The sequence below is a fragment of the Dellaglioa sp. CoH-56-MRSF-13 genome (assembly GCF_056782095.1).
The window spans coordinates 259,461-286,237 of sequence record NZ_JBXAYC010000002.1 but is presented as its reverse complement, the minus strand read 5'-3'; the positions used below and the strand labels follow the sequence as shown (position 1 = coordinate 286,237).

Genomic DNA, 26,777 nt, shown 5'->3' with positions numbered 1-26,777 from the left:
AGTGAGTTACTTGGACACGACTGGGGTTATTGTTGAATATAATCCGTTTCATAACGGACATTTGTATCAGATTAATCAAATAAAAGAAAAGTATCCTGATACGACGATTATTGCCCTTATGAGCGGACAATTCTTACAGAGAGGTATTCCAGCTGCACTTGATAAAGAGAGCCGTACGGAGCAAGCATTGCAATCTGGTGTTGATTTAATAGTTGAGTTACCCGTTGCATTTTCTGTTCAACCGGCTGATTTGTTTGCTCAAGGTGCCATTAAATTATTGGCCGGATTAAAGATAACCAGACTTGTTTTTGGTGCTGAACATCCTGATTTGGATTTTATGACTATCGCAACTGAAATTCAAACGTTAGATAGTGAGTTTAATCAGTTTAATGAAACGTATGCCACACAATATCAACGAGCTGTTTTTGAAAAAACAGGTGTTCAAATTAATCGGCCTAATGATTTGTTAGGTTTAGCTTATGCTGAAGCCTGCATAGCCGAAAAAGCCGAAATCCAGTTATGTCCGATTCAACGTATAGAGGCTGATTACCATGAAACAAAATTTGTTGATACTCAAAAAATTACAAGTGCAACAGCAATTAGATTAGCAGTTCAACATCAAGAATCGATTGTAGAAGTTGTTCCTAATCAAACTCGACTTGATTCAGAAAATGAAAGATGGGCCGATTGGACAGATTTTTGGCCATATCTTCGATATCAGTTGAGTCTATCAACACCAGGTCAATTATCGTCGATTTATGGCATGTCTGAGGGTATTGAGTATCGTTTGTTGCAGCAGTACGAAAAGTTGCCTGACGAGGCTAATTTTGATGATTGGGTCCAAGCCGTTAAGTCGAAACGAGTAACTTATACAAAAATCTCAAGACTAGCAACTTATATTTTGTTACAAATAAAGCAAAATGAAATTGACAAACAATATAAGCAGCCTTATTATCATGTCTTAGGGTTCTCAAAAAAAGGTCAAACGCTGCTTAATCATTTAAAAAAGGAAGTGCCATATCCTATAATAACAAAAATTAGTAAAAAGGATAAAGAGGGACTTTACCAATTAGATTATCGAGCAGGAATTATTTATGGGCTAGTTAGTCATAAAAAATCGGATCTTTTTAGAAGACCTAAACAAATTAATTAACATACTGTCAAGGATATACCATTGACAATGTTTTTAATCACAGGTATAATCATAAGCGTTGCATTAGGAGGCATATTTGCATGAAATGGTCCTTAGTTGAGTTAAAAAAACAAAGTGATGAACCACTTCAAGTTGACGAAATGTTAAACCTTTCCGAAGGATTAATGCTGCGCAACAAAACAATTACAGCTGTTTCAGAAGTCCATGTTACGGGCATTCTGTCAGCAGATCATCAAGATGTCATTGGTCATTTTAACGTTAGTTTAACAGTTGAAATGCCATCAACACGATCATTAAAGAGTGTCGATGTCCCATTAAATTTTTCAGTTGATGAATTTTATGTAGGCTATCGCGATAAAGCACTTGAACGGTTTGATAAAAATGATGTTGTAATTATTTTGGAAGAAGATATGCTCAATTTGAATTCTGTGATAGAGGATAATGTGTTATTACAGATTCCGATGCAGATACTGACTGATGATGAGAGAAAAGCAGAAGATTTACCAACCGGAGACGACTGGGAAGTTCTTACTGAAGATAAACTCGTACAGGTTAGAAAAGAAAAAGTTGATCCTCGATTTGCCTCATTACAAAATTTTTTTGATAATGATGGTTCTGAAGAGGAATAAACATAACAATACTTTTATTAAAAGTTTTGGATAATTTTAAAGGAGGTGTTTGATAATGGCAGTACCAGCACGTAAAACATCAAAAACACGTAAGAGAATGCGTCGTACGCATTACAAGTTAACTGTCCCAGGTATGAGCGCTTGCCCTAACTGTGGCGAATTAAGAAAATCACATTATGTATGTCCTAGCTGTGGTTTTTATGACGGAAAAGAAGTCGTAAAAGTAAACAACTAAATCTACATTAAGTAAAAAGCCTTAACAACCATGGTGTTAAGGCTTTTTCTGTACAAAAAAAATAAGATTCAATTGAATCTTATTTTTTTTCACTAATTTTCAAACTTATAATTTTGAAGTCTGTCTCTGGATCAAAAAATTGAAAAGGTAATTTGGCATGGCTTTCAATATAAGTTACATTTTTAGCCGGTGTTTTAACAGCCTTAAAAGTGGGCGATTTGATAGATTTAATTAAATCTATCAAATCTAGAAGTAATAACTCTGGTTTGTTACTAAGATTAGACCAGCCTGAAAATTCGGAACGATAATTTTTAAAGATTGTTTTTCTTATCGGACTGATGAAAGCATTACTACTGTCATTTTCGTAAGGAATTGACTGAGATGCGATAGTGTGCTGACTTGTGGTACTATAAATTTGAATTCGACTATCTTTTAAATCTAAAAAATCGGCCGTTAATAATTTGTCGTTAACTTGGACAACTAAGTCAAAAGTAGGGATATTGTTAGAAAATTCTGCTTTTGCGCGACTGTATAAAAAAGTATCGATGGCATAATATAATTCTTGTACTTCAACTAATTTCATATTTGAAAGACCTCCTGAAATCAGTATAACAAAAAAAGGTAAAATAGATAGGAATTTTTGATGTCTAGTGTATAATTGACGTTGAAAGTTAAATGGGTTTATTGACAAAGTCGGTAGCTGATACTTTCTTAGATTACATGGTTTTTGATTCACAAAAAATTAAAGAAATGTAGGAGGTATTATAATGGATAAAGCACAAATTGGTGTTATTGGAATGGCTGTTATGGGTAAAAATCTCGCATTGAATGCTGAGAGTCGTGGCCGTACGGTAGCTATTTATAATAGAACGGGAGCTAAAACTGAGCAAGTTATGAAAGACCACTCAGAAAAAAAATTAGTACCCAGCTACTCAATTAAGGATTTTGCAGATTCATTAGAAAAACCTAGAAGAATTATTATCATGGTAAAAGCTGGCAAACCAACTGATGCTGTTATTGCAGAACTATTACCATTCTTAGATAAAGGTGATGTTTTAATTGATGGTGGTAATACTTACTTTGAAGATACAGTACGCCGTAATGCAGAATTAGATAATTCTGGAATTAACTTTATTGGAATGGGCGTTTCAGGTGGCGAAATTGGTGCACTTGAAGGACCATCAATGATGCCAGGTGGCCAAAAAGAGGCATATGACCTTGTTGCACCAATTCTTGAGGAAATGTCTGCTAAAGCTAGCGATGGGACACCATGTGTGACTTATATCGGTCCTAACGGTGCTGGTCATTATGTTAAGATGGTTCATAATGGAATTGAATATGGTGATATGGAATTAATTTCTGAATCATATCATTTGTTAAGAGATTTATTAGGCCTCTCAGTTGATGAAATCGCTGATATCTTCTCTGACTGGAACAAAGGTGAATTGGATAGTTACTTGATCGAAATTACTGCTGATATCTTAACACGTAAAGATGATTTAGGCACTGGTAAACCTATTGTTGATGTTATCCTCGATCGTGCTGGAAATAAAGGTACTGGTAAGTGGTCATCACAGAGTGCACTTGAATTAGGTGTTCCTCAGTCAGTTATTTCTGAATCTGTTTATGCACGTTACATTTCAGCAATGAAAGAAGAACGTGTTGAAGCAAGTAAAGTTTTACCTAAACCAGAAGTTAAATTAGGTGAATTAGATAAAAAAGAATTAATTGAAAAAATTCGTGAAGCATTATACTTTAGTAAAATCATGAGTTATGCACAAGGATTTGAACAATTACGTGTTGCCTCAGAACATTATGAATGGGATTTAAACTTTGGTGATATGGCTAAGATTTGGCGTGCTGGATGTATCATTCGTGCCCGTTTCTTACAAAATATTACTGACGCATTTGACGAAAAAGCTGATTTAAATAACATCTTATTAGATGGTTACTTCAAAGATATTGTTAAAAAATATCAAGAATCAGTTCGAGATATCGTTGGTATTGCTGTTAAAGCTGGTATTCCAGTTCCTGGATTCAGTGCAGCAATTACGTATTACGATCAATACCGTTCAGAAGTTTTACCTGCTAATTTAATTCAAGCACAACGTGATTACTTTGGTGCTCATACGTATGAACGTACTGATAAACCAGGTTCATTCCACTATACTTGGTATACTGAACAATAAAAAAAGTTAATAAATATACTAAAAAAGGCTATCTAACAACGATTTAAAAGTTGTTAGATAGGCCTTTTTTTCTTTTGGTTACGCTTTTGGTTACGTTTGAGTTAAGTATCTAAATATTGTAATAGTTTTGAAGTTACTGTTATATAGATTTGGGTAATCCTTACATTGGAATGACCAAGTAGATCTTCAATGCTGTTAAAGGAGGTACCGACTCCATGTAAAATTAACAAACACAAAATTGTTATCACTCTTTAAAAATTAACGTTGATATCCTAAATTTGGAGAAGTGACTTTTCCAGTAGATTTATTGACGTCAAATTCTACCATGTGTGTTTCAGTATCGAAGACGGATACAATATATTTATTACCTTTATCTAAAGTATCGCTTGATTTAACTTTTGGTTCCCAGTCGCTTGTCTCATTATTGAATGATTTAAAATAGCTTAAAGCAAGTGATTCAGCTTTTGATTGCGTCATCTTAGTTGATGTAGATGAACTTGTAGATTTTTCAGTGGTAGTAACGTTATTTTTCTCAGCCTCAATACTAGAAGAGCTTGCGGCAATAGAACTTTCAGCTGCGGTAATTGAAGAACTTGCAGCTGAGATGCTAGATGCTTGAGCAGATGATTCTGATGATGCTTTACTTTCGGAAGTTGCTTTTTTTATGGACTCTTTCTTACTTGATTCCTTTTTAGCTTTTATAATACTAGATGATGCAGCCTCAGAAGATGAAGAATCCTTACTTGTATTCTTGCTATTCCCACATGCAGTTAGTGAAAGTAGTGTGATGGCAGTAATCCCGACTATTGTTATTTTTTTATTCATAACACAAATTCCTCCAAATATTTTTATAGTAAAAAGCGAGCAGTGGGAATTGAACCCACTCGAAGTATCTATACGCCCGTTATCTATTTGTTTAATTTAGTGTACTAGTACCATCCCTATAATTAAGAGTAACACCGGCCTCTACATTAAAAATGTAAGTATTGAATTTAATTGAGGAGCTACCAATAGATTGAGCTTCCATTTGTACGCCACGAGCAAGAAGTTCATCTCCTCTGAATATTGGAGTAACGCGGTATCTAATATAGTTATTAGGATGTTCTTTAAGGTAAGTAGCTATATCCATTTCATGGGCAAGCATTTCAGGTGCATTCAGTTCACGAGTACCCGTAATTAAATTCTTTGGATTATTGTTCTGACCTGATAATTGATAACCAATTAAATGGCTACGATTATATAACCATCCGTTACTAATACGTTTATTTTTCCAGCCAGTAGGGTTCCAAGTTAACCCTTCGCGTTTCGCGGTAGGCATTAAAGATTTACTTAACATTGCATTGGCGGTTCCAGCACGATTCAGAGAATCTAGGTTGCTGTACGCTTCCCAAGTACCTTTACTAGTAGATAGGGTGCTTTCGCTGAAAGTAGGAATATTATTATTAACTTCTATTTCAGATTTATCACTATAGTTTAGAGATGATAAATCAAGTGTCTTAGATTTTTTAGTTGTTTCTTTTTTTGAAGAATCTTTACTATCATATTTAGCTAACTTATTTTTTAATTCTTTGATTTCTTTGTTAAGTTTGTCTAATTTCACTTGTTCTTTATCAACTTTATTATTAATTTCTTCTGCTTGCTTTTTGGCAGTATAGTCGTAAGTAACATGTGAATCAGATTTTGCTAAAACGGTAGTCGTGTTACTGATACCAATAAAAGTGAATGATAAAATTAGAACACGTATTAATAAATGATTAGTTGATTTCATTATTTTTTCGCCTTTCTATATCCAGCATCTTGAGCGGCTTGTTCTGTTTGGAAAGTAATCGCATTTGATTTACTCATTTTATAACCAGTTTGACCGGGAGTATGGTAAATTTTAGAATTAGTATTACCGATGATGGATCCTCCGCCAGTAGTAACAGAATCTGCGTTAGATGAATCCGTAGATGTAGAATTATTTTCTTTTTGAACGCTGTTAAAATGTTCTTGTTCTTTTTTTGCAGCTAGTCTTTGAGAACTTTCAGATTTAGATTTAGCTTTAGATTCACTTTCTTTTTCAGAAGTGGCTTTAGATTCTTTCTCATTTAATTTTTTACTCAATGATTCAGCTTCAGATTCTTTTGAAGAAACTTCTTTTTTTATAGATTCATATTTTGACTCTGCCTTTTTCTTATCGGCAGAGCCAACTTTTGTTACGGTAGTAAGGGGCGATTGTTTTTTAGTTGGTTCGGCCTGACTAGTCATCCCAATGCCTACAAGTGAAATGATCAGTACAGCAGTAGGGTACCAAACCCGTTTCTTGATTTTAGTGTATATATTTGGATTTTTAGTTTTTGTCATAAATCTTTTAACTGTGTAGTAAATAATAAAATATATTGAAATAAAAAAAATAAGTGCAAATAAAACGTTCATAATACGTGTTCCTCCAAAGATTTTTGTAATGTAAAATAAGCAATAAAAATTGTCTCAGTAATAAAAGTTATGTTGGTAATCTTTTTAAGACAGAAAGCTTGATTGGGCGGAACTAGATTCTTTGACACTAGCATTTCTACTTGAAGAAGGTGCAGTGATACCAATTAGAACGAGTAAAATAAATGAGATTAGGAAACTAAATAATATTAATTTTCTTGCATGATTAGTATCCTTTTTGTTAATTTTTGCGATAATAAATTTAATAACATATACCAAAAATGTGATAAAAGTAGTAATAAATAAGAGAGCGAAAAAGATACTCATGTGGAAAATCCTCCAGAAATAATATTTTTAGTGAAATATTGCGTAATTAGATTATGATGGACATACTCTATATCAATACAATTTTACTATTAAACTTTATAATAGTATATGAAAATAATTATTAGATGAACGTTATGAATATGTCACATTGGGATTAACGTTAAGACGTTAGTTTATGGATATGAAAGAAAAATTAGGCTGAAAAAATCTATTGAATCCCGAAAATATAAAGAATTATTTGTATAAAAATAGAGTGGATTTTCCCACTCTATAAAAAGGCTAATTTTTGGAGTCACTACTGTTTAGAACTAAAATAAAATCGGTTTGGATAGCATCGCCTAAAACAAAATCATGTTGGCTATGTTTTGTTAAGCCTTGTTTTTCATAAAAGGAGAGGGCAGGTTTATTATGTTCCCAAACTCCCAACCAAAGTTGATCTTTTTTAAATTCTTTGGCAACCTCTTTAGATTTTTCAAATAGAAGTTGACCTAATCCCATTTTTTTGTGATTTTTGCGAATGTAAATTCGTTGGATTTCTAAGCCGTTCGGAAAGTCATCTTCAGTTTGTGCGTCGTTAATATTTAATTTTAAATATCCAGTTAACTCATCATTAACATGTACGAAGTAAAAGAATGCATTTGGATCATTTAATTCACTCGTTAATTGTGGTAAAGAATAAGCGGTATCCAAAAAATCTTGTAAATCTTTTGGATCGTTATCTGCAGCGAAAGTATCAGTAAAAGTTTCAATGCTAATCTTTTGTAATATTTCTAAGTCATTAATTGTGCAAAGTGTGATAATAGGTGTCATCGCTTTTTCTCCTTATATGTAATCTAAAATACTTATAGTAATAGTAGCCTAAAGCTGAAAAATAAACAAATATTAAAATAATATAGCATAATCCTTGACTCTGAGTGCACTCCAAGTGTTTAACTTAGTATATTAAATAAAAAGGGAGCGATTTAAATGAATACAGTTACATTAAATAATGGAGTGAAAATGCCACAACTAGGTTTTGGCGTGTATCAAATTCCTTTAGAAGAAACTGCAGAGGCAGTTTATCAAGCGATTAAAGTAGGATATCGATTACTAGATACAGCGATTGCCTATGGAAACGAAGTTGAAACTGGGGAAGCTATCCAAAGAGCGATCACTGAAGGATTAGTGACACGAGAAGAGTTGTTTGTCACAACCAAATTATTTATCCAACATGTTGGTGAAGAAAAGGCGATGAAGGCAATTGATGAATCACTAGAAAGAATGCAGTTAGATTATCTAGACTTATTCTTGATTCACCAACCATACGGTGATGTATATGGTGCTTGGCGCGCTTTAGCTACCGCACAATCTGCTGGGAAAATACGTGCTATTGGGGTGTCTAACTTTGATATCGGAAAATTAATAGAATTCTCTCATATGAATGGTGTGGCTAAAGTTCAAGTTAACCAAATAGAAGTGAACCCATGGAATCAACGTTTAACGGATGAAGCCTATCATGAAAAATTAAGCATTCAAATGGAAGCATGGGCACCTTTTGCTGAAGGCCGGTTAGACTTATTTAAAAATGAAACATTGTCAAAAATTGGTAAACAATACGGTAAATCAGTTGGACAAGTTATTCTAAAATGGTTAATGCAACGTGGTATTGTAGCACTTGCTAAATCTGTGAGACCGGAACGAATGGCAGAAAATATCGACATATTTGATTTTGAATTAACAGTGGAAGACATGGCAACTATTACTGCCTTAGACAAACAAGAATCTGCCTTCTTTGATCATAATGATCCAGAAAGAGTTGAACGGTTCATGGAATTATTGTCATAAATTACCTGAAGTAAAGTTATTTTGCCAATGGTAAATAAAATATAAGTATAAGTATATAACGGAAAAGAAGCATTTGGGATAATTTTATCTATTTGAAGTGGAACCCCCTAAGTTGGAGAAAAATCTAACTTAAGGGGTTTTATTGTGTTCTTAGTTGAAATAAAGGAAAAAACTTTAATAGTTAACCAATGAGGTAGTATGGAATAAGATAATCCGTAACTATTTTTTAAGACGCTAAGGTATAATTTCGATATTCTAATATCCTAACTTAACGGCACACTTAGAAAATATAATGTGGTTTGGTGGAATTATTTTGTCAGAGAATAAAACCTTTTCATATAAGGTTTTTGAAGAAGTTATTTTGAGTATGCTGAATGGAGAAATCCGTGTTAACGTTGTAAAAGAAATTGAAATGGCAAAATTTATAATTGAATTATCGGTTTTACTGATTAAAGCTGCTGGTATCGAATAACTAATTCCAATTTTTAGTTTTCATTTTAATAAAGCGTTAATGATATATTTTTTAAAGTTAACGGTTTGTTATATTAATTTTATTACTCTTTTAGTTAATAATATATTAAAAAAACGGTTAAAAAGTGCTTGAATACCTATATGAGTTGAGCAGTGCAAAGTGTATGCAAGAATATCATTTAATGGTAGAATAAGAAAAGTAAGATATCGGTTAAAAATTGTGTGTATATGGATGAGAAAATAAAATAAAACTAACAGGAGATCATGAAAATATGAGTCGTATTCTAATAATTGAAGATGAAAAAAATTTAGCGCGCTTTGTTGAATTAGAATTACAACATGAAGGATTTGAAACTGAGGTTCATTTTGATGGGCGAACGGGTCTAGAAGCTGCTTTAAATGAAGATTGGGATTCAATTCTACTTGATTTAATGTTACCTGAATTAAATGGTCTTGAGGTTTGTCGCCGTGTACGACAAGTTAAAAATACACCAATCATTATGATGACGGCTCGTGATTCAGTTATTGACCGCGTATCTGGCTTAGACCATGGAGCAGATGATTATATTGTTAAACCATTTGCAATCGAAGAATTATTGGCGCGTTTACGTGCATTGTTACGTCGTATTGATATAGAGGGTGAACAAAATGTTGCAAAACAGACAACTGTCACTTACCGTGATTTAACAATTGAAAAAGAAAATCGTGTTGTTCGTCGTGATGAAGAAGTTATTGAGCTAACCAAACGTGAATATGAACTACTTTTAGCTTTAATGGAAAGTGTTAATGTTGTTTTAGCTAGAGATGTTTTATTAGCTAAAGTTTGGGGATATGAATCAGAAGTTGAAACAAACGTTGTGGATGTTTATATTCGTTACTTACGAAATAAAATAGATCGTAGCGGTGAAGAAAGTTATATTCAAACGGTCAGAGGAACAGGGTACGTAATGAGATCATGAGAAAAAAAATAACCCAGCATCCAAAAGAAGTAAGACGTATGTCACTTAAATGGAAATGGGCATTAGGAACGGCAATAGGTGTTTTACTTATATTTGCCGTTTTTTCTGCGCTTATTTTTCAGAGTTTTAGTGGCGTTTTATTAGATAAAGAAAAAAAAGATGTACAAGATACTTTAAGAACGGTGACGCAACAGTTAAGTCGTGAGAATCAAGACTTAACAATTTCAAGTACTGCACAACATTTAAAACCGATAAATGCAGATTCTCGACCAGATAAAGACGAAAATAACTTGTACTCAAATGCAGTAATTGTTAATTTATCAAGAGAAAATATTGCAGTAGGTGTTTATAATTTGAAGCAACAAGAAGTTTTTGCTTCAAGAAATTTAAACGTACCATTTGTTAAAAAAAATAAAATGACGTTTACTAGCCAAACAATTGATGGCGCAAATGGATATGTTGCTAGAAGAGCTATTTATTCATCTAAAACTGGCAAAAAAATCGGGTATGCACAAGTAACTAATGCTTTAGAAAATTACCATAAAATTAGTAATAAATTAATTCTAATTTTTATTGTTTTAATTATTACGGCAACCTTTGGTAGTGCTATATTAGGGTATATCCTGGCATCTTGGTTACTGAGACCGATTGAAGTAGTGAACGAAACTATTGATATTATTAATGAAGGCGAAACACCAATTGGACATGTACGTGTCCCAGATATGCATAGAAATGATGAGTTATCTGATTTGGCGGACTTGTTCAATAGTATGCTAGATAGGATGGAGCGCTACGTTGATCAACAGCAACAATTTGTTGAAGATGTCTCACATGAGTTAAGAACCCCTGTAGCAATAATTCAAGGTCATATGGAATTATTGAACAGGTGGGGTAAAGATGATCCGGCAGTTCTAGCGGAGTCGATTGAAGCATCTTTGCAAGAAATTAATCGTATGAAGAGTTTAGTTCAAGAAATGCTTGATTTATCAAGAGCTGAACAAGTAGAGATGACATTTAAAAATGAGTTAGTTGATGTCCGATTAGTTGTTTTACAAATTTTCAATGATTTTAAAATGATACATCCCGATTTTACGTTTATTTTAGATGAAGATTTTAATGGAGAAAGTTTGGTAAAAATATCGCATAATCACTTAGAACAAGTTTTAATTATTCTAATGGATAATGCCGTTAAATATTCAGAAACAAGAAAAGAAATTCATATTTCAGCATCAAAAGATATGAAAATGGTTCAAATTGCTATTCAAGATTTTGGTGAAGGAATTTCTAAAGATGACTTAAAAAATGTTTTTAATCGCTTCTATCGCGTTGATAAAGCTAGAAGTCGTGATAAAGGCGGTAATGGTCTTGGATTATCAATCGCACAAAAACTCATTATGGGTTATAAAGGAACATTAGTGGTAGAAAGTGTTGAGAAGCGTGGTTCAATATTCAGAATTTCGTTGCCTCTAGCTACTACTAAACCAACCGAAAAGATAAGAAGAGACTAGTGTTGAAATGCAATACAAAAATTTAGACAGTATAATAAAAAAAGCTTACCATTCTTAGAGCAATTCTAAGAATGGTAAGCTTTTTTTAATGGTTAATCTTTATTTGCGGTTTTGTTTACCAGCATTACGATTACGATTATTTTTTGCTACATTTGAAAGATTATCTTCAACATTATCAATTGTTTGTTCCACTGTTTCTTCAACAGCATCAATTGTTGAACGTTCTCTAACAATTGGTGGGTTCTTAGCAAGTTCAGCTTGAATTTCGCGACGAATCTTAGGACGCATTAACATAATTATAAATGTTTGAACACAAGCGAAGAGGCCACCGATGAAGAAGTAGAGACCAATACCTGCTGGCGCACTCATTGTAACAAAGACCATCATAACTGGACTAGCAATTAACATTGTTTGCATTGTTTTCTTTTGTTCTGGCGGAATGCCAATTGTTGAAATGAATCCTTGACCCAAATACACAATGAAACATAGCACAGTAAAGATAATTGATGGTGTACCTAATTTAATGCTAAAGAAGACAGCATCCTTTAATTCTGAAGAATATAAGATTGCAGCGTATAGCGCAGCAAAAATTGGCATTTGAACTAATAATGGTAGGCAGCCAATTCCGCCAGTCATGCTGACGTTGTTATCTTTATAAAGTGCCATCATTTCTTGACTGATAGCTGCTTTTTCTTCTGAACTTTTAGCATTTTTTTGTCGTTCTTGAATGACTTTTAATTGTGGTTGAATCGAACCCATTTTTTCTTGTTGAACGGTCGCTTTTTTCGATTGATTAATCATCATTGGCATAAGTGCCAAGCGAATGACGATTGAGATAACGATAATTGCTAGACCGTAGTTGTTACCTAGATGAGCGGATAACCAGTCAAGCAATCCCTGAGTTGGTTTTGCTAAATAGTCGTAAACCATCCCAAAAGGATTACCATTCTTGTCTCTGCGGACGCATCCCGATAGGAACAGGACAAGCGCCATGAATATTGGGAGCATTGTTAAACGTTTAATCTTTTTCATTAATATATTTTCCCCTCTTAAAGTGACTATATCGATTACTATACTTTAAATATAGGGGGATTTCAATGGGCTATAAATAAATCGTAATTAGTAAATAACGGTAAAGGCAGTCGGCATATAATTAGTTAAGGAGGTTTCTTTATAATCAGTCACCTTACCGGCTGGTGTAGGTGAATTTTTAACTTTTTGAATAAATTTTTCTAATTGGGTATTATCTGAACTACTTGCTTTAATTGTGACGCTGTCATCAAAATTATTTTGTACTGACCCGTAGATGCCTAGATCATCGGCTAATCTCTTCGTCGTATATCTGAAGCCAACACCCTGCACGCGACCAAAAACAGTTATTTGAATAGCACTCATAATGTAATCCCTCCATATTATAAAGTAGATATAGGCATTTATTGCTTTCATTATAACTGGAAAAGATGATAATGACCAACTAATGCTATTTTAAATATGCTATAATTATTTCCAATAGTAAGAGGGGTACATTTATGGAAAAAATTAATTCAACACAGAATGCTAAGATTAAATACTGGAAAAAATTACAAACTAAAAAAGGTCGTAAAAAGGAAAATAAATACCTTTTAGAAGGCTGGCATTTAGTTAAAGAAGCACTCATGGCAAACACAAAAATTGAATATTTGCTTGTTACTAATGATTTTAGATATTTTGATGAAATAGCCGATACGACAATTGAGCAAGTAGAAATCTCATCTGAAGTTAGTTTATATCTTGCTGACACGAGTACGCCACAAGGTATTTACGCGGTAACTGAGATGGAAGAAAATCAACAATTATCAGTTGACCATTTAACTGGTGGCTGGTTAATGCTAGATGGTGTTCAAGATCCAGGAAATATTGGAACAATGGTTAGAACTGCCGATGCTGCCGGTTTAACAGGTGTCATTTTTGGTGAGGGTAGTGCAGATAGTCATCATCCTAAAGTTTTACGTTCGATGCAGGGAAGCCAATTTCATGTTCAATTAGTGGATGCCGATTTAATGGAAGTTACTACCTTATTCAAAGAAAATAATATTGCTATTTATGGTTCTGAATTAAATGAAGATGCACTTAGTTATCGTGAGATTTCTGCTACAGATAATTTTGGTTTAATTATGGGAAATGAAGGTAACGGGATGCGTAATGACCTGTTAAATGAAACGGATGCTAATTTATATATTCCAATTAAAGGTCGTGCTGAATCGTTAAATGTCGCTATTGCTGCAGGTGTACTAATGTTTCATCTTAAAGCTTAATTATGATATTTGGTGAAATTATTACGATTTACTAAAGATAACTGATTGCGCTTGCAATAGGTGCTCAATCAGTTATGATGGAGATAGGAAAAAATATTTTGGGGGCGTACTAGTATATGAAAAAAGATTCGTATCTTGATGATGAATTATATATGAGTTATGTTGGAGACCTTTTGGCAAAACCAGAAGTTCAAAGATTAAGTGAATATACACAACATCATTTTTCTACTCGATTAGAACATTCAATCTCAGTTTCCTATGACAGTTATCGTATCGCTAAAAGATTACATTTAAATGCAAAAGCAACGGCAAGGGCCGGATTATTACATGATTTATTTTACTACGATTGGCGTACAACTAAATTCGATCGCGGTACACATGCTTGGATTCATCCGCGTATCGCTATTAGAAATGCAGAGAAGTTAACGACATTATCTGATTTAGAAAAAGATATCATCATGAAACATATGTGGGGTGCTACTGTTGCACCACCTAAATATCCAGAGGGATATATTGTAACCATGGTTGATAAATATGAAGCAACAAGTGAAGTTTCATCACCGTTAAAAAATAAATCAAAACATAGCTTTCAGCAATTAATTGCAATTTTAAAATAGTTTTAAAAAGGATAGGCCTACAGGCTTATCCTTTTTGTTTTTTCGAAAACGAACCAATTTGTTTACTTTTTGTTAGTTAATGATAAAATATAGTAATAAAGTAACTGAGGAGGGGTTAATTATGCAAGTTGTTCAAGAAAAAACAAATTATGAAATGTGTCCTAAATTTGAAAAAACTTTTTCAATATTAGGTAAAAAATGGAACGGTTTAATTATTAACGTTTTATTGGATGAAGGACCTCAACGATTTAAAGAATTAGCTCAAAAGGTTGATAAATGCAGTGACCGTGTATTAGTTGAACGTTTAAAAGAACTTGAAGATACTAATATTATCTCAAGAGTCGCCATCGGTGAAACTAGTCGTAGTTTTTATGAGCTTACTGAACAAGGAAAAGACATGAAAAATATGATGGATAGCGTCCATACATGGTCAGAAAAGTGGTATACACTTAAAGATTGCGAGTAAGACTTGACGATAGGCTTTGATACCTTTAAACTATGAATATAGAATAAAGGCTTAGACAGAAAATAGTAGATATTTTTCTTGGATTTAAAGGGATGGTTAGCTAGACTGAAACTAACCAATAAATAAAATATTGAATTCACTTCTAGAGCTGTTAATTAATGTAGGCTAACTTAAATCATGCAATTAACCGGTTAATGGCCGTTATCATTTTGAGTGTTTGGGAATTTGTATTCTCAAAAACAAGGGTGGTACCGCGAGACCTCGTCCCTTTTTAGGACGGGGTCTTTTTGTGTCTAAAATCTATCAAAACAACTAATAAAGGAGTCGATATTAATGGATTTAAAAGAGAAATTACTTGAGTTACAAGAAAAAGGCTTGAAACAAATTCGTGAATCAGAGGATCTAAAACAAATTAATGCTATTCGTGTTAATTTACTTGGAAAAAAAGGACCAATCACAGAAGTTTTAAGAGGTATGAAGGAATTATCAGCCGAAGAACGACCTAAAATTGGTAGCTTTTCTAATACCATTAAAAATGAGTTAGCTGAAGCTATTCGTGTGAAAAATGAAGAACTTGAAATTAAAATGACTGCTAAAAAGTTGGAAAAAGAAAAAATCGATGTAACGCTACCAGGTGCCCAAATTCAATTAGGGCAGCCACATGTTATTATGCAAGTGATTGAAGAATTGGAAGAGCTCTTTTTGGGTATGGGGTATCAAGTTGTTTCAGGTCCAGAAATAGAAGAAGACCATTACAATTTTGAAATGTTGAACTTACCTGCGGATCATCCCGCTCGTGATATGCAAGATACATTTTATATTACAAAAGAATTATTAATGAGAACACAAACATCACCCGTTCAAGCAAGGACAATGGAAACACATGATTTTTCAAAAGGACCATTAAAAATGGTTTCACCTGGTAAAGTTTATCGACGTGATACAGATGATGCAACGCATTCACATCAATTTCACCAGTTCGAAGGGTTAGTAATCGACAAACATATTACGATGGCAGACTTAAAGGGAACGATTGAACTGATTGCTAAAACAATTTTTGGAGAAGAACAAGAAATTCGGTTACGACCAAGTTACTTCCCATTTACGGAACCGTCAGTTGAAGTCGATGTGACCTGTTTTAAATGTGCGGGTAAAGGGTGCTCAATCTGTAAATACACAGGCTGGTTAGAAGTTTTAGGCGCTGGAATGGTACATCCTAATGTATTAAGAATGGCCGGTGTCGACCCTGAAGTATACGGTGGTTTTGCCTTTGGTTTAGGACCAGATCGTTTTGCGATGCTTAAATATAGTATCGACGATATTCGTCATTTTTATTTAAACGATAATCGATTCCTGTCACAATTTACGAAAAGAGGTTAGAGATAATGAAAGTATCTAAAAATTGGTTGAATGAATATTTAACATTAGAAATTGAACCTGAAATTATTGCTGAAAAAATAGCTCGTACAGCCGTTGAAATTGATAGCGTTGAACGTCCTTCTGAAGGACTTAAAAAAATTGTTGTTGGATATGTTGATAGTTTGGTACCACATCCAGACTCTGATCATTTAAATATCTGCCAAGTTGATGTTGGTGAAGGATCTCTTAGTCAAATCGTTTGTGGCGCACCTAATATTGCCGCAGGGCAAAAAGTTATTGTTGCATTACCCAATTCTAGAATTGCTGATAATGTTAAAATCAAACGTGGTAAAATGCGCGGACAAGCTTCTGAAGGTATGATTTGTGCATTACAAGAAATTGGATTTTCAGATAGTGTCGTGCCTAAAGAATTTGTAGAAGGTATCTACGTAATGCCAGAAAATGCAATTCCTGGTGAATCAGTCTTTGATTACTTAGGTATGAATGATGACATTATTGATATTGATGTGACACCAAATCGTGCTGATATGTTAAGTATGCGTGGGGTAGCACATGAACTATCTGCTGACTATGATGTTCCGGCAACATTTAAGCATCCAGAATTGAAAGAAACATCTACTGAAAAAATTGAAGATTACATTTCTTTATCGTTGCCTGATAAAACGTTAGCACCCACATATTCGATGCGCGTGATTAAAGATTTAACAATTAAAGCAAGTCCAATGTGGTTACAAATTCGTCTTTGGAACGCAGGCGTTAGACCTATTAATAATGTCGTTGATGTGACCAATTATATATTGATGGATTATGGTCAACCATTACATGCCTTTGATTATAATAAATTGGGAAGTAAAGATATTTTAGTAAGAACAGCTATTGCTGGCGAAAAGATTACAACACTAGATAGCGAAGAACGTGAATTAAAAGAAAAAGATATTGTGATTACAAATGGTAAAACACCGATTGCTATTGCTGGGACAATGGGTGGCGAATCAACACAAATAACCGACGAAACTGTGACAGTTGCGATTGAATCTGCAGTATTTAACAATTCAATGGTTAGAAAAACAGCACGCACACATGGTATTCATAGTGAAGCCTCAATGCGATTTGAACGTGGTATTAACGTTGAAACAGTACAAGAAGCACTTGATGCAGCAGCAGAGTTAATCGCTAATTTAGGTGATGGAACAGTTGTGTCGGGTACGGCAAGTGCAAGTAAGCTAGAAGCAGAGTCAACTTTTGTTGATACAACGGTGGCACATATTAATGGTGTACTTGGGACTGAATTATCAGAATCTGAAATCACTAAATTATTTAAACAATTAGGATTTACGGTTGTAAATCGCGATGGTACTTTAAATGTTGAAGTTCCTGCAAGACGTTGGGATATTAGTATTGAAGCAGATTTAGTAGAAGAAATCGCGCGTATTTATGGATACGATAATATTCCTTCTACACTACCAACTGGCAAAATGACTCCTGGTAAATATACTTATAAACAAAAAATGATTAAACAGGCGCGTCATATTTTGGAATCAGCTGGGTTATCTGAAGTTATTAGTTATGGATTAACAACGGAAGAAAAAGCTGGTAAATTTATTTTTGAAGAAAAAGATGTTTTTACGACAAATTTAATGTTCCCAATGAGCTCAGAACGAACAACAACAAGAATGAACTTAATCAGCGGGTTATTAGATGATTTAGCGTACAATGAAGCACGAAAATCTGACAATCTTGCTTTCTATGAACAAGGAAGAGTCTTTTTCCGCAGTGAGGGCGAAGAGCGACCTACTGAAATTGAACATATTGCAGGTGCAATGACAGGATTATTTAAACTTGCAAATTGGCAAAATGAAAAACAACCTGTTGATTTCTTCATGATTAAAGGTGTTGTTGAACAATTATTAACACAATTAGAATTAGTTGATGATGTTACTTATGTATCTTCTGAAAGTCATGAAGATATGCATCCAGGACGAACAGCTGATATCTATTTAAAAGATGAATTAATTGGTTTTGTCGGCCAAGTACATCCTAATTCAGCTAAAGAATTTAATTTAAAGGAAACATACGTTTTCGAATTAGATCTTCAAAAATTAGTTGATGCGAAAAAAGCAGACCGATTATTTGCGCCTATTTCTAAATTCCCATCAGTTACTCGTGATGTGGCCCTCCTAGTTGCTAATGATATAGCTAACAGTGAGATTGAAGCGTTAATTAAAAAACAAGGTGGAAAGTCTTTAATTGATGTTCATTTATTTGATCTTTATCAAGGATCTCATATTGAAAATGGCATGAAATCCCTTGCTTATACGTTAACTTATCAAGATATTACAAAAACTTTGGTTGAAGAAGATGTCACAAATGATTTTAACCGTGTTATCGAAGCTTTAAAAGAGACGCTTAGGGCTGATATTCGATAATTTAGGACGCAGCTTAATAATACTTATTATTAAGCGTGAGGAGGTTAAACAATGAAAAAAGATGATACATCTCCAGAATTACCGCCAGAGAATAATAAAAACCAGGCTAAGAAAATTATTGCAGGGGTCATTGCATTATTATGTATATTACTACTGACAATATTGTTTATGACCTATAGATATATCAAGGCATCTTTAGATCCACTAGATAAAAATAATAATAAAATTGAACAAGTTTATATTCCAATTGGATCAAGTACAAAACAAATTGGAACAATTTTAGAAAAAAATAAAATTATTAAAAGTGGTACGGTGTATACGTACTATGTCAAGCAAAAAAAGGTGTCACAATTTAAGGGCGGCTACTATCAACTTAAGGCATCTATGAGTTTGGATAAAATTGCTTGGACACTTCAACAAGGTGGAAGTAGTGAGCCTATACAAAATAAATTAGCGAAAGTATTAGTTGGTGAGGGAACAACAATTAACCAAATCGGTAAATCCATTTCAAAAGAAACAAATTTTTCATATAATGATTTTATTAAATTAATGAAAAATAAAACTTTTTTGGATTACTTAGATAAAAAATATCCAGATCTTTTAGATACCACTATGGCATCTAAAAACGTGAGATATCCTTTAGAAGGTTATTTGTTCCCAGCTACGTATACTGTTTATAAAAAAACAACGTTAAAAAATCTTGTTGAGCAAATGATTGTTAAAGCAAATGATGAATTATCGCCTTATTATGCAACAATAAAAAAACAAAAATTAACAGTACAAGAGGTCATTTCTCTCGCTTCATTAGTTGAAAAAGAGACGGAAAACCATAAAGATCGTCAAAAAATTGCCGGTGTTTATTTCAATCGAATTGCATCAGAAATAACGTTACAATCAAAAATATCAGTTAGTTATGCGCTAAATATACCGCAAAAAGATTTAACGTCAGCTGATTATTACGTGGATAAACCATATAATTTGTACGTTTATAAAGGATATGGACCTGGTCCATTTAACAATGCTAGTTTAGATTCTATCCAGGCTGTTTTGACACCATTGGACAGAAAGAAAGGTAATTTCTATTTTATTTTCAATTCAAATTCTAAAAAAATAGAATATTCTAAAACGTATGAATATTACCAAGCATTTTCACCTATGACACAGGCTGATAATGATTATGTTCAATAATCCACGCAACCGGTTTACAATCACAAAATTAAATGTTAACCTGATAGGCATATTGAACTTATTAATTTTAAGAGGAGTAAGTGATGGCAGAAGATAAAGTATATCCAATGACCGTAGACGGTAAAGTTAAACTTGAAGAAGAACTTGAAACATTAAAAACAAAAACGCGTGCAGAAATTATTAATCGTATTAAGATTGCACGTAGTTATGGCGATTTATCAGAAAATTCAGAATATGAATCAGCTAAAGATGAACAAAGTTTTGTTGAAGGCCGAGTTAAAACAATTGAACATATGCTCCATTATGCAGAAATTATTGATAACGCTGGTGTAGATGCTGACGAAGTTTCTGTTGGTAAAACAGTTTCATTTATGGAACCTGGTGAAGAGGAAGAAACATACACGATTGTTGGTGCGGCAGAAGCTGACCCAATGTCTGGTAAAATTTCAAATGAATCACCAATCGCTAAAGGATTAGTTGGCCATAAATTAAATGAAACAGTAACAATTGAAACACCAAATGGTAATTTTGAAGTCAAAATTACCGATGTTAAAGATAATTTATAAAAGCTAAATATAAAAGATTAAGTTGCAAATCATTTGTTACTTAGTCTTTTTTTATTAAATTAAGTAGGTGAGATAAGTTGAAAAAGAATTTTGCAATAATCGGTTTAGGTCGATTTGGTGCGAGTGTTTGCGAAACGTTGATTGAGTATGGGCAAGAAGTTTTAGTTATTGATAGGGATGAAGCTCGTGTAAATGATTATATGGATATTGCAACACATGCTGTTGTTGCCGATGCACAAGATGATGAAGCTTTAAAATCAATCGGTATTCGTAATTTTGATCATGTGATTGTCGCAATTGGTGAAGATATTCAAGCAAGTATCTTAGTCACATTGATGGTTAAAGAATTAGGTGTTCCTGTCGTAACGGCTAAAGCATTGAATAAATATCACGCTCGTGTACTCCAAAAGGTTGGGGCAGATCATATTGTTCATCCTGAACGAGATATGGGAATCAAGTTGGGTAGGGCATTAAGTTCTAATCATTTGTTAGATTACTTAGATTTAGATGATGATTACCGATTGGCAGAAATTGATATGACAGATCCGAGATATGTTAATAAGACATTAGATGAATTAAATTTCAGATCAACATTTAATTTAAATGTAATCAGTATTAGACGTGGTAAAGAAATGATTATTTCACCATTAGCAGATCAAATTATTTTACCAAATGATCAGGTACTGATTATTGGTGAAACAAAAGCTGTCACAGAATTTGATGAAAAAATGAACAAGACTAAATAAAAGGACAAGATTGCATATTGCAATCTTGTCCTTTTGTATTATACAAAAACTATTTAATCAATCTTTTTGTGTGAACGATAATTGGCTTAATAAGTATCAAGAGAATAGCCAAAATTGAGACGATCAAACCAATACCCATGTATGGTGGCCAATAGATAAGTTTAACGGTATGATTTCCCTTAGCAACTTTAAAGCTGAGAAAAGTATTCAATGATTTATTAGTTGCTACGGATTTACCATCAACTTTAACATGCCAACCTTTACTGTATGGAATCGTTGTAAAGACGACTTGATGATTACGTTTAACTGATATTGAACCTGTGATTGAATGTTGATTGTATTTTGTAACGTTTAATTCACTAGATTTTAGTTGCTTAATTTGGGATTTAAATGAATTAACATTCATTTGATAAAGCGTAAAGTTTTCTAAGAAAAGGGTTCTTTTCTTTAATTTAGCTGTCAGAACTATTTTTTTACCTTTATTATTGGATGCAATATTAACAACAACTGTATTTCGATACGTTTTATATTGTTTTAATTCGTGACCATTTAATTTAAATAAAACATTATCAGTACTTAATCCTGAACCTAAGGTTAAATAATAAGCATCGTTTGTTGTTGGTGTGTATGTGAAAGTGACTAGTCCAGATTTATTTAGTTTCGTTTTTGTTAGAATAGAATTTGTTAAATTAATTTGTGAACCAACGTTATCAAAATTGACAGTATTAAAATTAATTGGTGTAAATAAAGCATCGTTATTAATACCGGTTAGAGCAGATAACCAATCAGACTGATATCTTAATGGGTTAGTTGTTTTATTCTTGTTTGTCAATATAGTATCATTTGCTGCATAGCCAATTGATAAAGCATACGGATTTTTAACCGTTTCAGTTAACGAGTTATTTGAGACAGGTCTATAGTAAGCTGTATCAGGTTTTTCAGTTAGTGGTGTCAATGTTTCTAACTGTGTGTCCAATGCCTTAGAAGTCCGTAATTGTTTTGGTGTAAAAACGTACTTCATATTTAATAGGGCATCTGTTACCAAGGTACCATTTGAGTAAGTGACATAATTATCACCATCAGGTTGTCCTATCTTACCGTAAAAAGTTGGGATTGATTTTGAAAAAGCAGAACTAAAATGGGAACCGCTGAAAAAATCAGCTGACATGGCATCATTTTTAGTCCGACTGTATGTTTGTGCGACACGATAGAAAGAATTATCAATTTTTTTTAACGATTTACTTTCAGTTGCTAGGGCAGTCGTTGACACGTCGTATTCACTTGTAGATAAATAACTAATGTTATCTAATGAATAAACAGCGTTACATGACATCTCAGCTATTACACTTGCAAATAACAACCATTTGAATGAAGGTGATGCATGATCTTGGAACTGAATTAAAATTAACGTTAAAAGAATAAATAAAATTGATAGGAATAAAGTTTCATCAGATAAATAACTATAAGATTCTTTTGATATAAATAAGTACGTAAACATTCCGATGAATAAAAGACCTACAATACTCAATTTCCAGAATTTTATAGGATTAAAGTACTCAAATTGTTGAGCAGCTAAAAGGATAATCCAAAAGCAAAATACAAATGAAAAACGATAAGGATACCAAACTGGAAATTGCATTCCGTGCCATAGTAAATCTAAAGGTTCAAAGCACATCGATAGGATCAAGAAACTTGTGATTAAAAAAGAGACAACCCGTTCTTTAATTGAAAAACGGTTATTCATGAAATATAAGATAAAACCAATTAAAGCCAAACTCCCTACAAAAATATTAGGGAAACCAGAAGGCATTTGATCAAAATTGAATGAACCAATCACAAATTTTGAAAGCATCGCTAAAGGATTATATTCAATTTTTGCTTTAATAGATTCTTCCGTGTATTCTCCCTTACTTGAAAGCAATGAGAATAGAGTTGGAAAGAGGATAATTGCTGAAATTGCTACAGAAACTAGAGATTTATAGATGAAAATCCATGATTTTTTAAAAAATTGTTTAACTGATAGAGATACACGACTTGTTGTATATAAGAAATATAAAATCATAAAAAGACAGACCATATAACCCATATAATAGTTAACGATTAAAAGTAACGCAAGCCACCAAGTATAAGCCCAACTTTTTGAATTCAACTGTAATTTTTCAAAGCCTAAAATAACTAAAGGTAATAGAATAACAGCGTCTAACCATAATAAATTAAGTTGGTTAGCAATCGTCCAACCCATTAGCGCATACGCTGTGGCAAATAATGGGATATAAAGTGAAGTCATTCTTGTTGTTTTCTTTAATAATAAACCGAACGTAAGGCCTGATAAGGCATATTTTAAAAGGGTGACTACCATAACACCCGCTAAAATTGATTTTCCTGGAAATACTAAGAAAATAAGATTAAAAGGACTCATTAAGTAGTATGCCCACTCACCTAACATATCACCACCAATTGCTTGTGAAAATGAATAGAAAAAACTAGTAGGATGATGGAGAAGTGTGGCTCTAAAATAAGAGAAAAAATCAATATATTGCTGACCTAAATCAACAGTTAATAGAGAACTATTCCCAAAAGGATACATTTTGCGGCCAATAAAGTAACAAAGCATAATGAATAAAGGAATAAGGAAACTTAGAAGGAGTACATGATTCTTTTTAAGATAATTTTTAAGCTTAACCATTTTAAAACCTCTCTGACTATTAATGTATGGTAATAAGAATAGCATATTTGGGACTTTACCGCATAAATCAGCAGCAGATAAAAATATATTTAATCTGATTATTAAAGTTTTTATTATAATATAAATTGTTAGCCTGTTTATTGGGCCAATGAATCTTAAAAATGTGGTAATATGGTAAATGATATATTTATACGAATTAAAAGACTAATAATGATACAGTGAGAGGTAATTAAACGTGAAACTTCCAAAAACAAAACAAGGTCGAAGCAAACAAAATAAATCACATATTCCATTTAGATTAAATTTCCTGTTTTTTATTGTTTTCCTACTTTTTGCAGCATTACTGGCGCAGTTAGCCTATTTACAAATTTTAAACGGAGCTTCATTTGAAGCGACAGTTAATAGTACGGATACGACAACAGAAACTAAGAATGTACAGCGTGGGATGGTTTATGACTCAACAGGTAAGGTTCTAGTTGGTAATAATTCTTCTCGAGCAATTACTTATACAAAAGGATCAGGTATCCTATCGCCTGATTTATATAAGATAGCTAATAACTTAGTAACCTATGTCAGTATTGATACGAGTAAATTAACAGACCGCAATGCTGCTGATTACTACTTAGCGGATAAGGGGCATTTAAAAGCTGTCACTGCTGCTGTAAAAAAAGAAAAAAATTTAACATCTGCTGAGTTAAACAAATTATCAACTACTGATTTTAATACATTGACAGTAGCATATGCTGTTAAAAATAACATTGATTCATTAACTGATGAAGAAAAAGAAGCTGCTACTGTTTTTGGGAAAATGACGGGTGCTTATTCATTATCAACTGTTTACTTAAAAACCTCTGATGTTTCCGATAAGGAGATGGCTGAAGTAGGTGAACATTTATCAGGGATGAATGGGATTAAAATAGGAACTAACTGGTCACGAAGTTACCCAAATGGTAAAAGTATGAACAGTATCATCGGAAATGTCACTAGTGAAGCTACTGGGCTACCTAGTGATAGCGTGGAAACGTTAATGACTGAAGGTTATTCACGAAATGATAGTGTTGGTCAGAGTTATTTAGAAAAACAATATGAAGATGTTTTAAAAGGAACAAAGTCACAAACTAAGGTTGAAGTGGCTAATAGTAAAATAGTAAAACAAGTACAAGAATATAGTGGTAAAAAAGGTGATAATCTCGTCTTAAATATTAACGCTAAATTCCAAGCTCAAGTTCAAAAGATTATGAACGATAGTGTGAAATCAATTGCTGGAAGCAATCCTTATAATCCAGGGGCCTACGCAGTTGTCATGAACCCAAATACAGGTGCCGTTTATGCAATGGCCGGTGTTAATCGAAATATTAAAACAGGTAAGATTACGGATGATGCTTTAGGGTCGATTAATCAAGTATTTACCATGGGTTCTGTTGTAAAAGGTGCTACGGTTATGGGAGCTATGATGGATGGGGCAATTACACCAACTAGCAATACCATAACTGATGAACCTATTAAGCTTGCTGGGACAGCTCCTAAGTCATCATGGTTTAATACATCTGGTTCAGCTAACGTTGCGTTAACAGCTTCTGATGCATTAATGGTTTCTTCTAACTCGTACATGATGCAGTTAGCAATGAGAGAAGGCGGATTCAAATATTCAAGTGGTTCTTCACTGGATATGTCGAATTCAATTTTCCCCAAAATGCGTGGTTACTTTAATCAATTCGGACTTGGTATCAAAACAGGTGTTGATTTACCTGGTGAGTCAACTGGTTTTGAGGGTGTAGCTAACCAAACAAATATTGGTAAAGCACTTGATTTATCTTTCGGAAATTATGATTCATATACAACTATTCAATTAGCGCAATACATGTCAACGATGGCTAATGGTGGTACAAGATTACAACCACAAATTGTAAAAGCGATTCGTTCAACAAATGAGGATGGTTCTTTAGGTTCTGTTCAAACTGAAATGACACCTAATATTTTAAGTACAGTTAACGCAACAAAATCAGAATTTGATGTTGTTCAATCAGGATTTTATAAGGTTGTTCATGGATCAAGTTCATTGAGAACTGGGAATGCGATGAGTGATGTAACACCATCAATTTCAGCTAAAACAGGTACTGCTCAAACATTCTATGGAACATCTGAAACTGAAGCACTTAGTTTGGCTTCATATGCACCTTCTAACAAGCCTAAAGTGGTCGTTGCACTCGTTTTCCCTGGAATGGCTAATAATACAGGTAGTGCTGTGAATGGTCAGGCAGCAGTTTCAATTTATTCAGCATTTTGGAAAACTGTTGAATCTGATAAATAATATTAAGGAAATAAGTCATCTAATACCTGATTTTATTGCTGTAAAGTAAATTTCCTTAACAAATAAAAAAAAACACTAGCGTTTACTTATTAATAATGATATTATATAAGACGTTAAAGACTAATTGTCTTATGAAATTATGAAGAAATATATGGAGGGTTGCAACCATGCGTGTACACATTACATTAGAATGTACGGAATGTCATGAACGGACATACCTATCAAGTAAAAACAAACGTAATAATCCAGATCGTGTTGAGCTTAATAAATTTTGCCCACGTGATCGTAAGGTTACTTTACATCGCGAAACAAAATAACAACGGGAATTTTCCTGTTGTTTTTTTGTTTTAAATAACTTTTATACTAGTTGAAATAAAATCTTGTAAACGT

The 26,777-nt window shown here is 33.2% G+C and carries 26 protein-coding genes, 1 pseudogene and 1 other annotated feature; of the genes and pseudogenes, 19 read left to right on the top strand and 8 right to left on the bottom strand.

The features are described from left to right. The first annotated feature begins 10 nt into the window (after positions 1-10). From AC1RP1_RS03230 to rpmF, 3 genes are all read left to right on the top strand, one after another. Positions 11-1,153, top strand: coding sequence for a nucleotidyltransferase (locus AC1RP1_RS03230; protein WP_481762405.1), 1,143 nt, complete (start codon positions 11-13; stop codon positions 1,151-1,153). Between the two features lie 80 nt (positions 1,154-1,233). Continuing rightward, positions 1,234-1,782, top strand: a complete 549-nt coding sequence (locus tag AC1RP1_RS03225; protein WP_409022679.1) for a YceD family protein — start codon at positions 1,234-1,236, stop codon at positions 1,780-1,782. Positions 1,783-1,837: 55 nt separating this feature from the next. Next, complete coding sequence (gene rpmF, locus AC1RP1_RS03220) at positions 1,838-2,017, top strand: 50S ribosomal protein L32 (RefSeq protein WP_057973392.1); 180 nt, start codon at positions 1,838-1,840, stop codon at positions 2,015-2,017. Positions 2,018-2,096: 79 nt separating this feature from the next. On the opposite strand, the gene AC1RP1_RS03215 is transcribed toward rpmF, so the two are convergent. Beyond that, positions 2,097-2,600, bottom strand: a complete 504-nt coding sequence (locus AC1RP1_RS03215; protein WP_481761209.1) for a hypothetical protein — start codon at positions 2,598-2,600, stop codon at positions 2,097-2,099. Positions 2,601-2,784: 184 nt separating this feature from the next. On the opposite strand from AC1RP1_RS03215, the gene gndA reads away from it, so the two are divergent. After that, positions 2,785-4,206 carry an NADP-dependent phosphogluconate dehydrogenase gene (gndA, locus tag AC1RP1_RS03210; protein WP_481761210.1) on the top strand — a complete coding sequence of 474 codons (1,422 nt, stop codon included), beginning with the start codon at positions 2,785-2,787 and terminating at the stop codon, positions 4,204-4,206. 258 nt (positions 4,207-4,464) lie between these two features. Here gndA and AC1RP1_RS03205 read toward each other — a convergent pair whose 3' ends face one another. From AC1RP1_RS03205 to AC1RP1_RS03190, 4 genes are all read right to left on the bottom strand, one after another. After that, the gene (locus AC1RP1_RS03205; protein ID WP_481761211.1) at positions 4,465-5,031 is read right to left on the bottom strand and encodes a hypothetical protein; all 567 of its coding nucleotides are present in this window, start codon (positions 5,029-5,031) and stop codon (positions 4,465-4,467) included. Positions 5,032-5,122: 91 nt separating this feature from the next. Beyond that, positions 5,123-5,974, bottom strand: coding sequence for a DNA/RNA non-specific endonuclease (locus AC1RP1_RS03200; RefSeq protein ID WP_481761212.1), 852 nt, complete (start codon positions 5,972-5,974; stop codon positions 5,123-5,125). Next, complete coding sequence (locus tag AC1RP1_RS03195; protein ID WP_481761213.1) at positions 5,974-6,621, bottom strand: sunset domain-containing protein; 648 nt, start codon at positions 6,619-6,621, stop codon at positions 5,974-5,976. The genes AC1RP1_RS03200 and AC1RP1_RS03195 overlap by 1 nt, the downstream gene beginning before the upstream one ends. 603 nt (positions 6,622-7,224) lie before the next feature. Beyond that, entirely contained in the window at positions 7,225-7,755 is a 531-nt protein-coding gene (locus AC1RP1_RS03190) for a GNAT family N-acetyltransferase (RefSeq protein WP_481761214.1), read from the bottom strand. A gap of 156 nt (positions 7,756-7,911) precedes the next feature. Here AC1RP1_RS03190 and AC1RP1_RS03185 point away from each other — a divergent pair, with 156 nt between their 5' ends. The 4 genes from AC1RP1_RS03185 (at position 7,912) to AC1RP1_RS03170 (ending at position 11,707) form a co-directional block, all read left to right on the top strand. Beyond that, on the top strand, positions 7,912-8,769 hold the full coding sequence (locus tag AC1RP1_RS03185; protein ID WP_481761215.1) for an aldo/keto reductase: 858 nt from the start codon (positions 7,912-7,914) through the stop codon (positions 8,767-8,769). Positions 8,770-9,082: 313 nt separating this feature from the next. Then, on the top strand, positions 9,083-9,241 hold the full coding sequence (locus AC1RP1_RS03180) for a hypothetical protein (RefSeq protein ID WP_481761216.1): 159 nt from the start codon (positions 9,083-9,085) through the stop codon (positions 9,239-9,241). A gap of 271 nt (positions 9,242-9,512) precedes the next feature. Next, a complete protein-coding gene (locus AC1RP1_RS03175) occupies positions 9,513-10,199 on the top strand; it encodes a response regulator transcription factor (RefSeq protein ID WP_409022671.1) in 687 nt (228 codons plus the stop codon). Positions 10,200-10,237: 38 nt separating this feature from the next. Continuing rightward, positions 10,238-11,707: a HAMP domain-containing sensor histidine kinase gene (locus tag AC1RP1_RS03170; protein WP_481761217.1), complete on the top strand. Its 1,470-nt coding sequence runs from the start codon at positions 10,238-10,240 to the stop codon at positions 11,705-11,707. A 99-nt stretch (positions 11,708-11,806) separates the two neighbouring features. On the opposite strand, the gene yidC is transcribed toward AC1RP1_RS03170, so the two are convergent. Beyond that, positions 11,807-12,739, bottom strand: coding sequence for a membrane protein insertase YidC (gene yidC, locus AC1RP1_RS03165; protein ID WP_409022669.1), 933 nt, complete (start codon positions 12,737-12,739; stop codon positions 11,807-11,809). Between the two features lie 87 nt (positions 12,740-12,826). After that, on the bottom strand, positions 12,827-13,102 hold the full coding sequence (locus tag AC1RP1_RS03160; protein ID WP_481761218.1) for an acylphosphatase: 276 nt from the start codon (positions 13,100-13,102) through the stop codon (positions 12,827-12,829). A 134-nt stretch (positions 13,103-13,236) separates the two neighbouring features. Between AC1RP1_RS03160 and AC1RP1_RS03155 the strand changes: the two genes are divergently transcribed. The 8 genes from AC1RP1_RS03155 to AC1RP1_RS03120 all read left to right on the top strand — a co-directional run bounded on the left by AC1RP1_RS03155 (position 13,237) and on the right by AC1RP1_RS03120 (position 21,390). Then, complete coding sequence (locus tag AC1RP1_RS03155) at positions 13,237-14,001, top strand: TrmH family RNA methyltransferase (RefSeq protein ID WP_481761219.1); 765 nt, start codon at positions 13,237-13,239, stop codon at positions 13,999-14,001. A 116-nt stretch (positions 14,002-14,117) separates the two neighbouring features. Beyond that, positions 14,118-14,618: an HD domain-containing protein gene (locus AC1RP1_RS03150; RefSeq protein ID WP_409022666.1), complete on the top strand. Its 501-nt coding sequence runs from the start codon at positions 14,118-14,120 to the stop codon at positions 14,616-14,618. Between the two features lie 121 nt (positions 14,619-14,739). Beyond that, the gene (locus tag AC1RP1_RS03145; protein ID WP_481761220.1) at positions 14,740-15,084 is read left to right on the top strand and encodes a winged helix-turn-helix transcriptional regulator; all 345 of its coding nucleotides are present in this window, start codon (positions 14,740-14,742) and stop codon (positions 15,082-15,084) included. A 43-nt stretch (positions 15,085-15,127) separates the two neighbouring features. Beyond that, positions 15,128-15,356 (top strand) — a binding site (T-box leader). A 61-nt stretch (positions 15,357-15,417) separates the two neighbouring features. Next, positions 15,418-16,464, top strand: coding sequence for a phenylalanine--tRNA ligase subunit alpha (pheS, locus tag AC1RP1_RS03140; protein ID WP_409022664.1), 1,047 nt, complete (start codon positions 15,418-15,420; stop codon positions 16,462-16,464). 5 nt (positions 16,465-16,469) lie between these two features. Further along, on the top strand, positions 16,470-18,890 hold the full coding sequence (pheT, locus tag AC1RP1_RS03135; RefSeq protein WP_481761221.1) for a phenylalanine--tRNA ligase subunit beta: 2,421 nt from the start codon (positions 16,470-16,472) through the stop codon (positions 18,888-18,890). 51 nt (positions 18,891-18,941) lie between these two features. Then, the gene (gene mltG / locus AC1RP1_RS03130; RefSeq protein ID WP_481761222.1) at positions 18,942-20,078 is read left to right on the top strand and encodes an endolytic transglycosylase MltG; all 1,137 of its coding nucleotides are present in this window, start codon (positions 18,942-18,944) and stop codon (positions 20,076-20,078) included. Between the two features lie 83 nt (positions 20,079-20,161). After that, a complete protein-coding gene (gene greA, locus AC1RP1_RS03125) occupies positions 20,162-20,644 on the top strand; it encodes a transcription elongation factor GreA (RefSeq protein ID WP_481761223.1) in 483 nt (160 codons plus the stop codon). Between the two features lie 77 nt (positions 20,645-20,721). Next, on the top strand, positions 20,722-21,390 hold the full coding sequence (locus AC1RP1_RS03120; protein ID WP_481761224.1) for a potassium channel family protein: 669 nt from the start codon (positions 20,722-20,724) through the stop codon (positions 21,388-21,390). Between the two features lie 49 nt (positions 21,391-21,439). On the opposite strand, the gene AC1RP1_RS03115 is transcribed toward AC1RP1_RS03120, so the two are convergent. Continuing rightward, entirely contained in the window at positions 21,440-24,076 is a 2,637-nt protein-coding gene (locus AC1RP1_RS03115) for a YfhO family protein (RefSeq protein WP_481761225.1), read from the bottom strand. A 235-nt stretch (positions 24,077-24,311) separates the two neighbouring features. On the opposite strand from AC1RP1_RS03115, the pseudogene AC1RP1_RS03110 reads away from it, so the two are divergent. From AC1RP1_RS03110 to rpmG, 3 genes and pseudogenes are all read left to right on the top strand, one after another. Beyond that, positions 24,312-25,205, top strand: a pseudogene (locus AC1RP1_RS03110) (peptidoglycan D,D-transpeptidase FtsI family protein); the annotation flags it as partial. Between the two features lie 108 nt (positions 25,206-25,313). Continuing rightward, positions 25,314-26,387, top strand: coding sequence for a penicillin-binding transpeptidase domain-containing protein (locus AC1RP1_RS03105; protein ID WP_481762408.1), 1,074 nt, complete (start codon positions 25,314-25,316; stop codon positions 26,385-26,387). Positions 26,388-26,554: 167 nt separating this feature from the next. Beyond that, complete coding sequence (gene rpmG, locus AC1RP1_RS03100; RefSeq protein ID WP_057973409.1) at positions 26,555-26,704, top strand: 50S ribosomal protein L33; 150 nt, start codon at positions 26,555-26,557, stop codon at positions 26,702-26,704. The last annotated feature ends 73 nt before the right edge of the window (positions 26,705-26,777 follow it).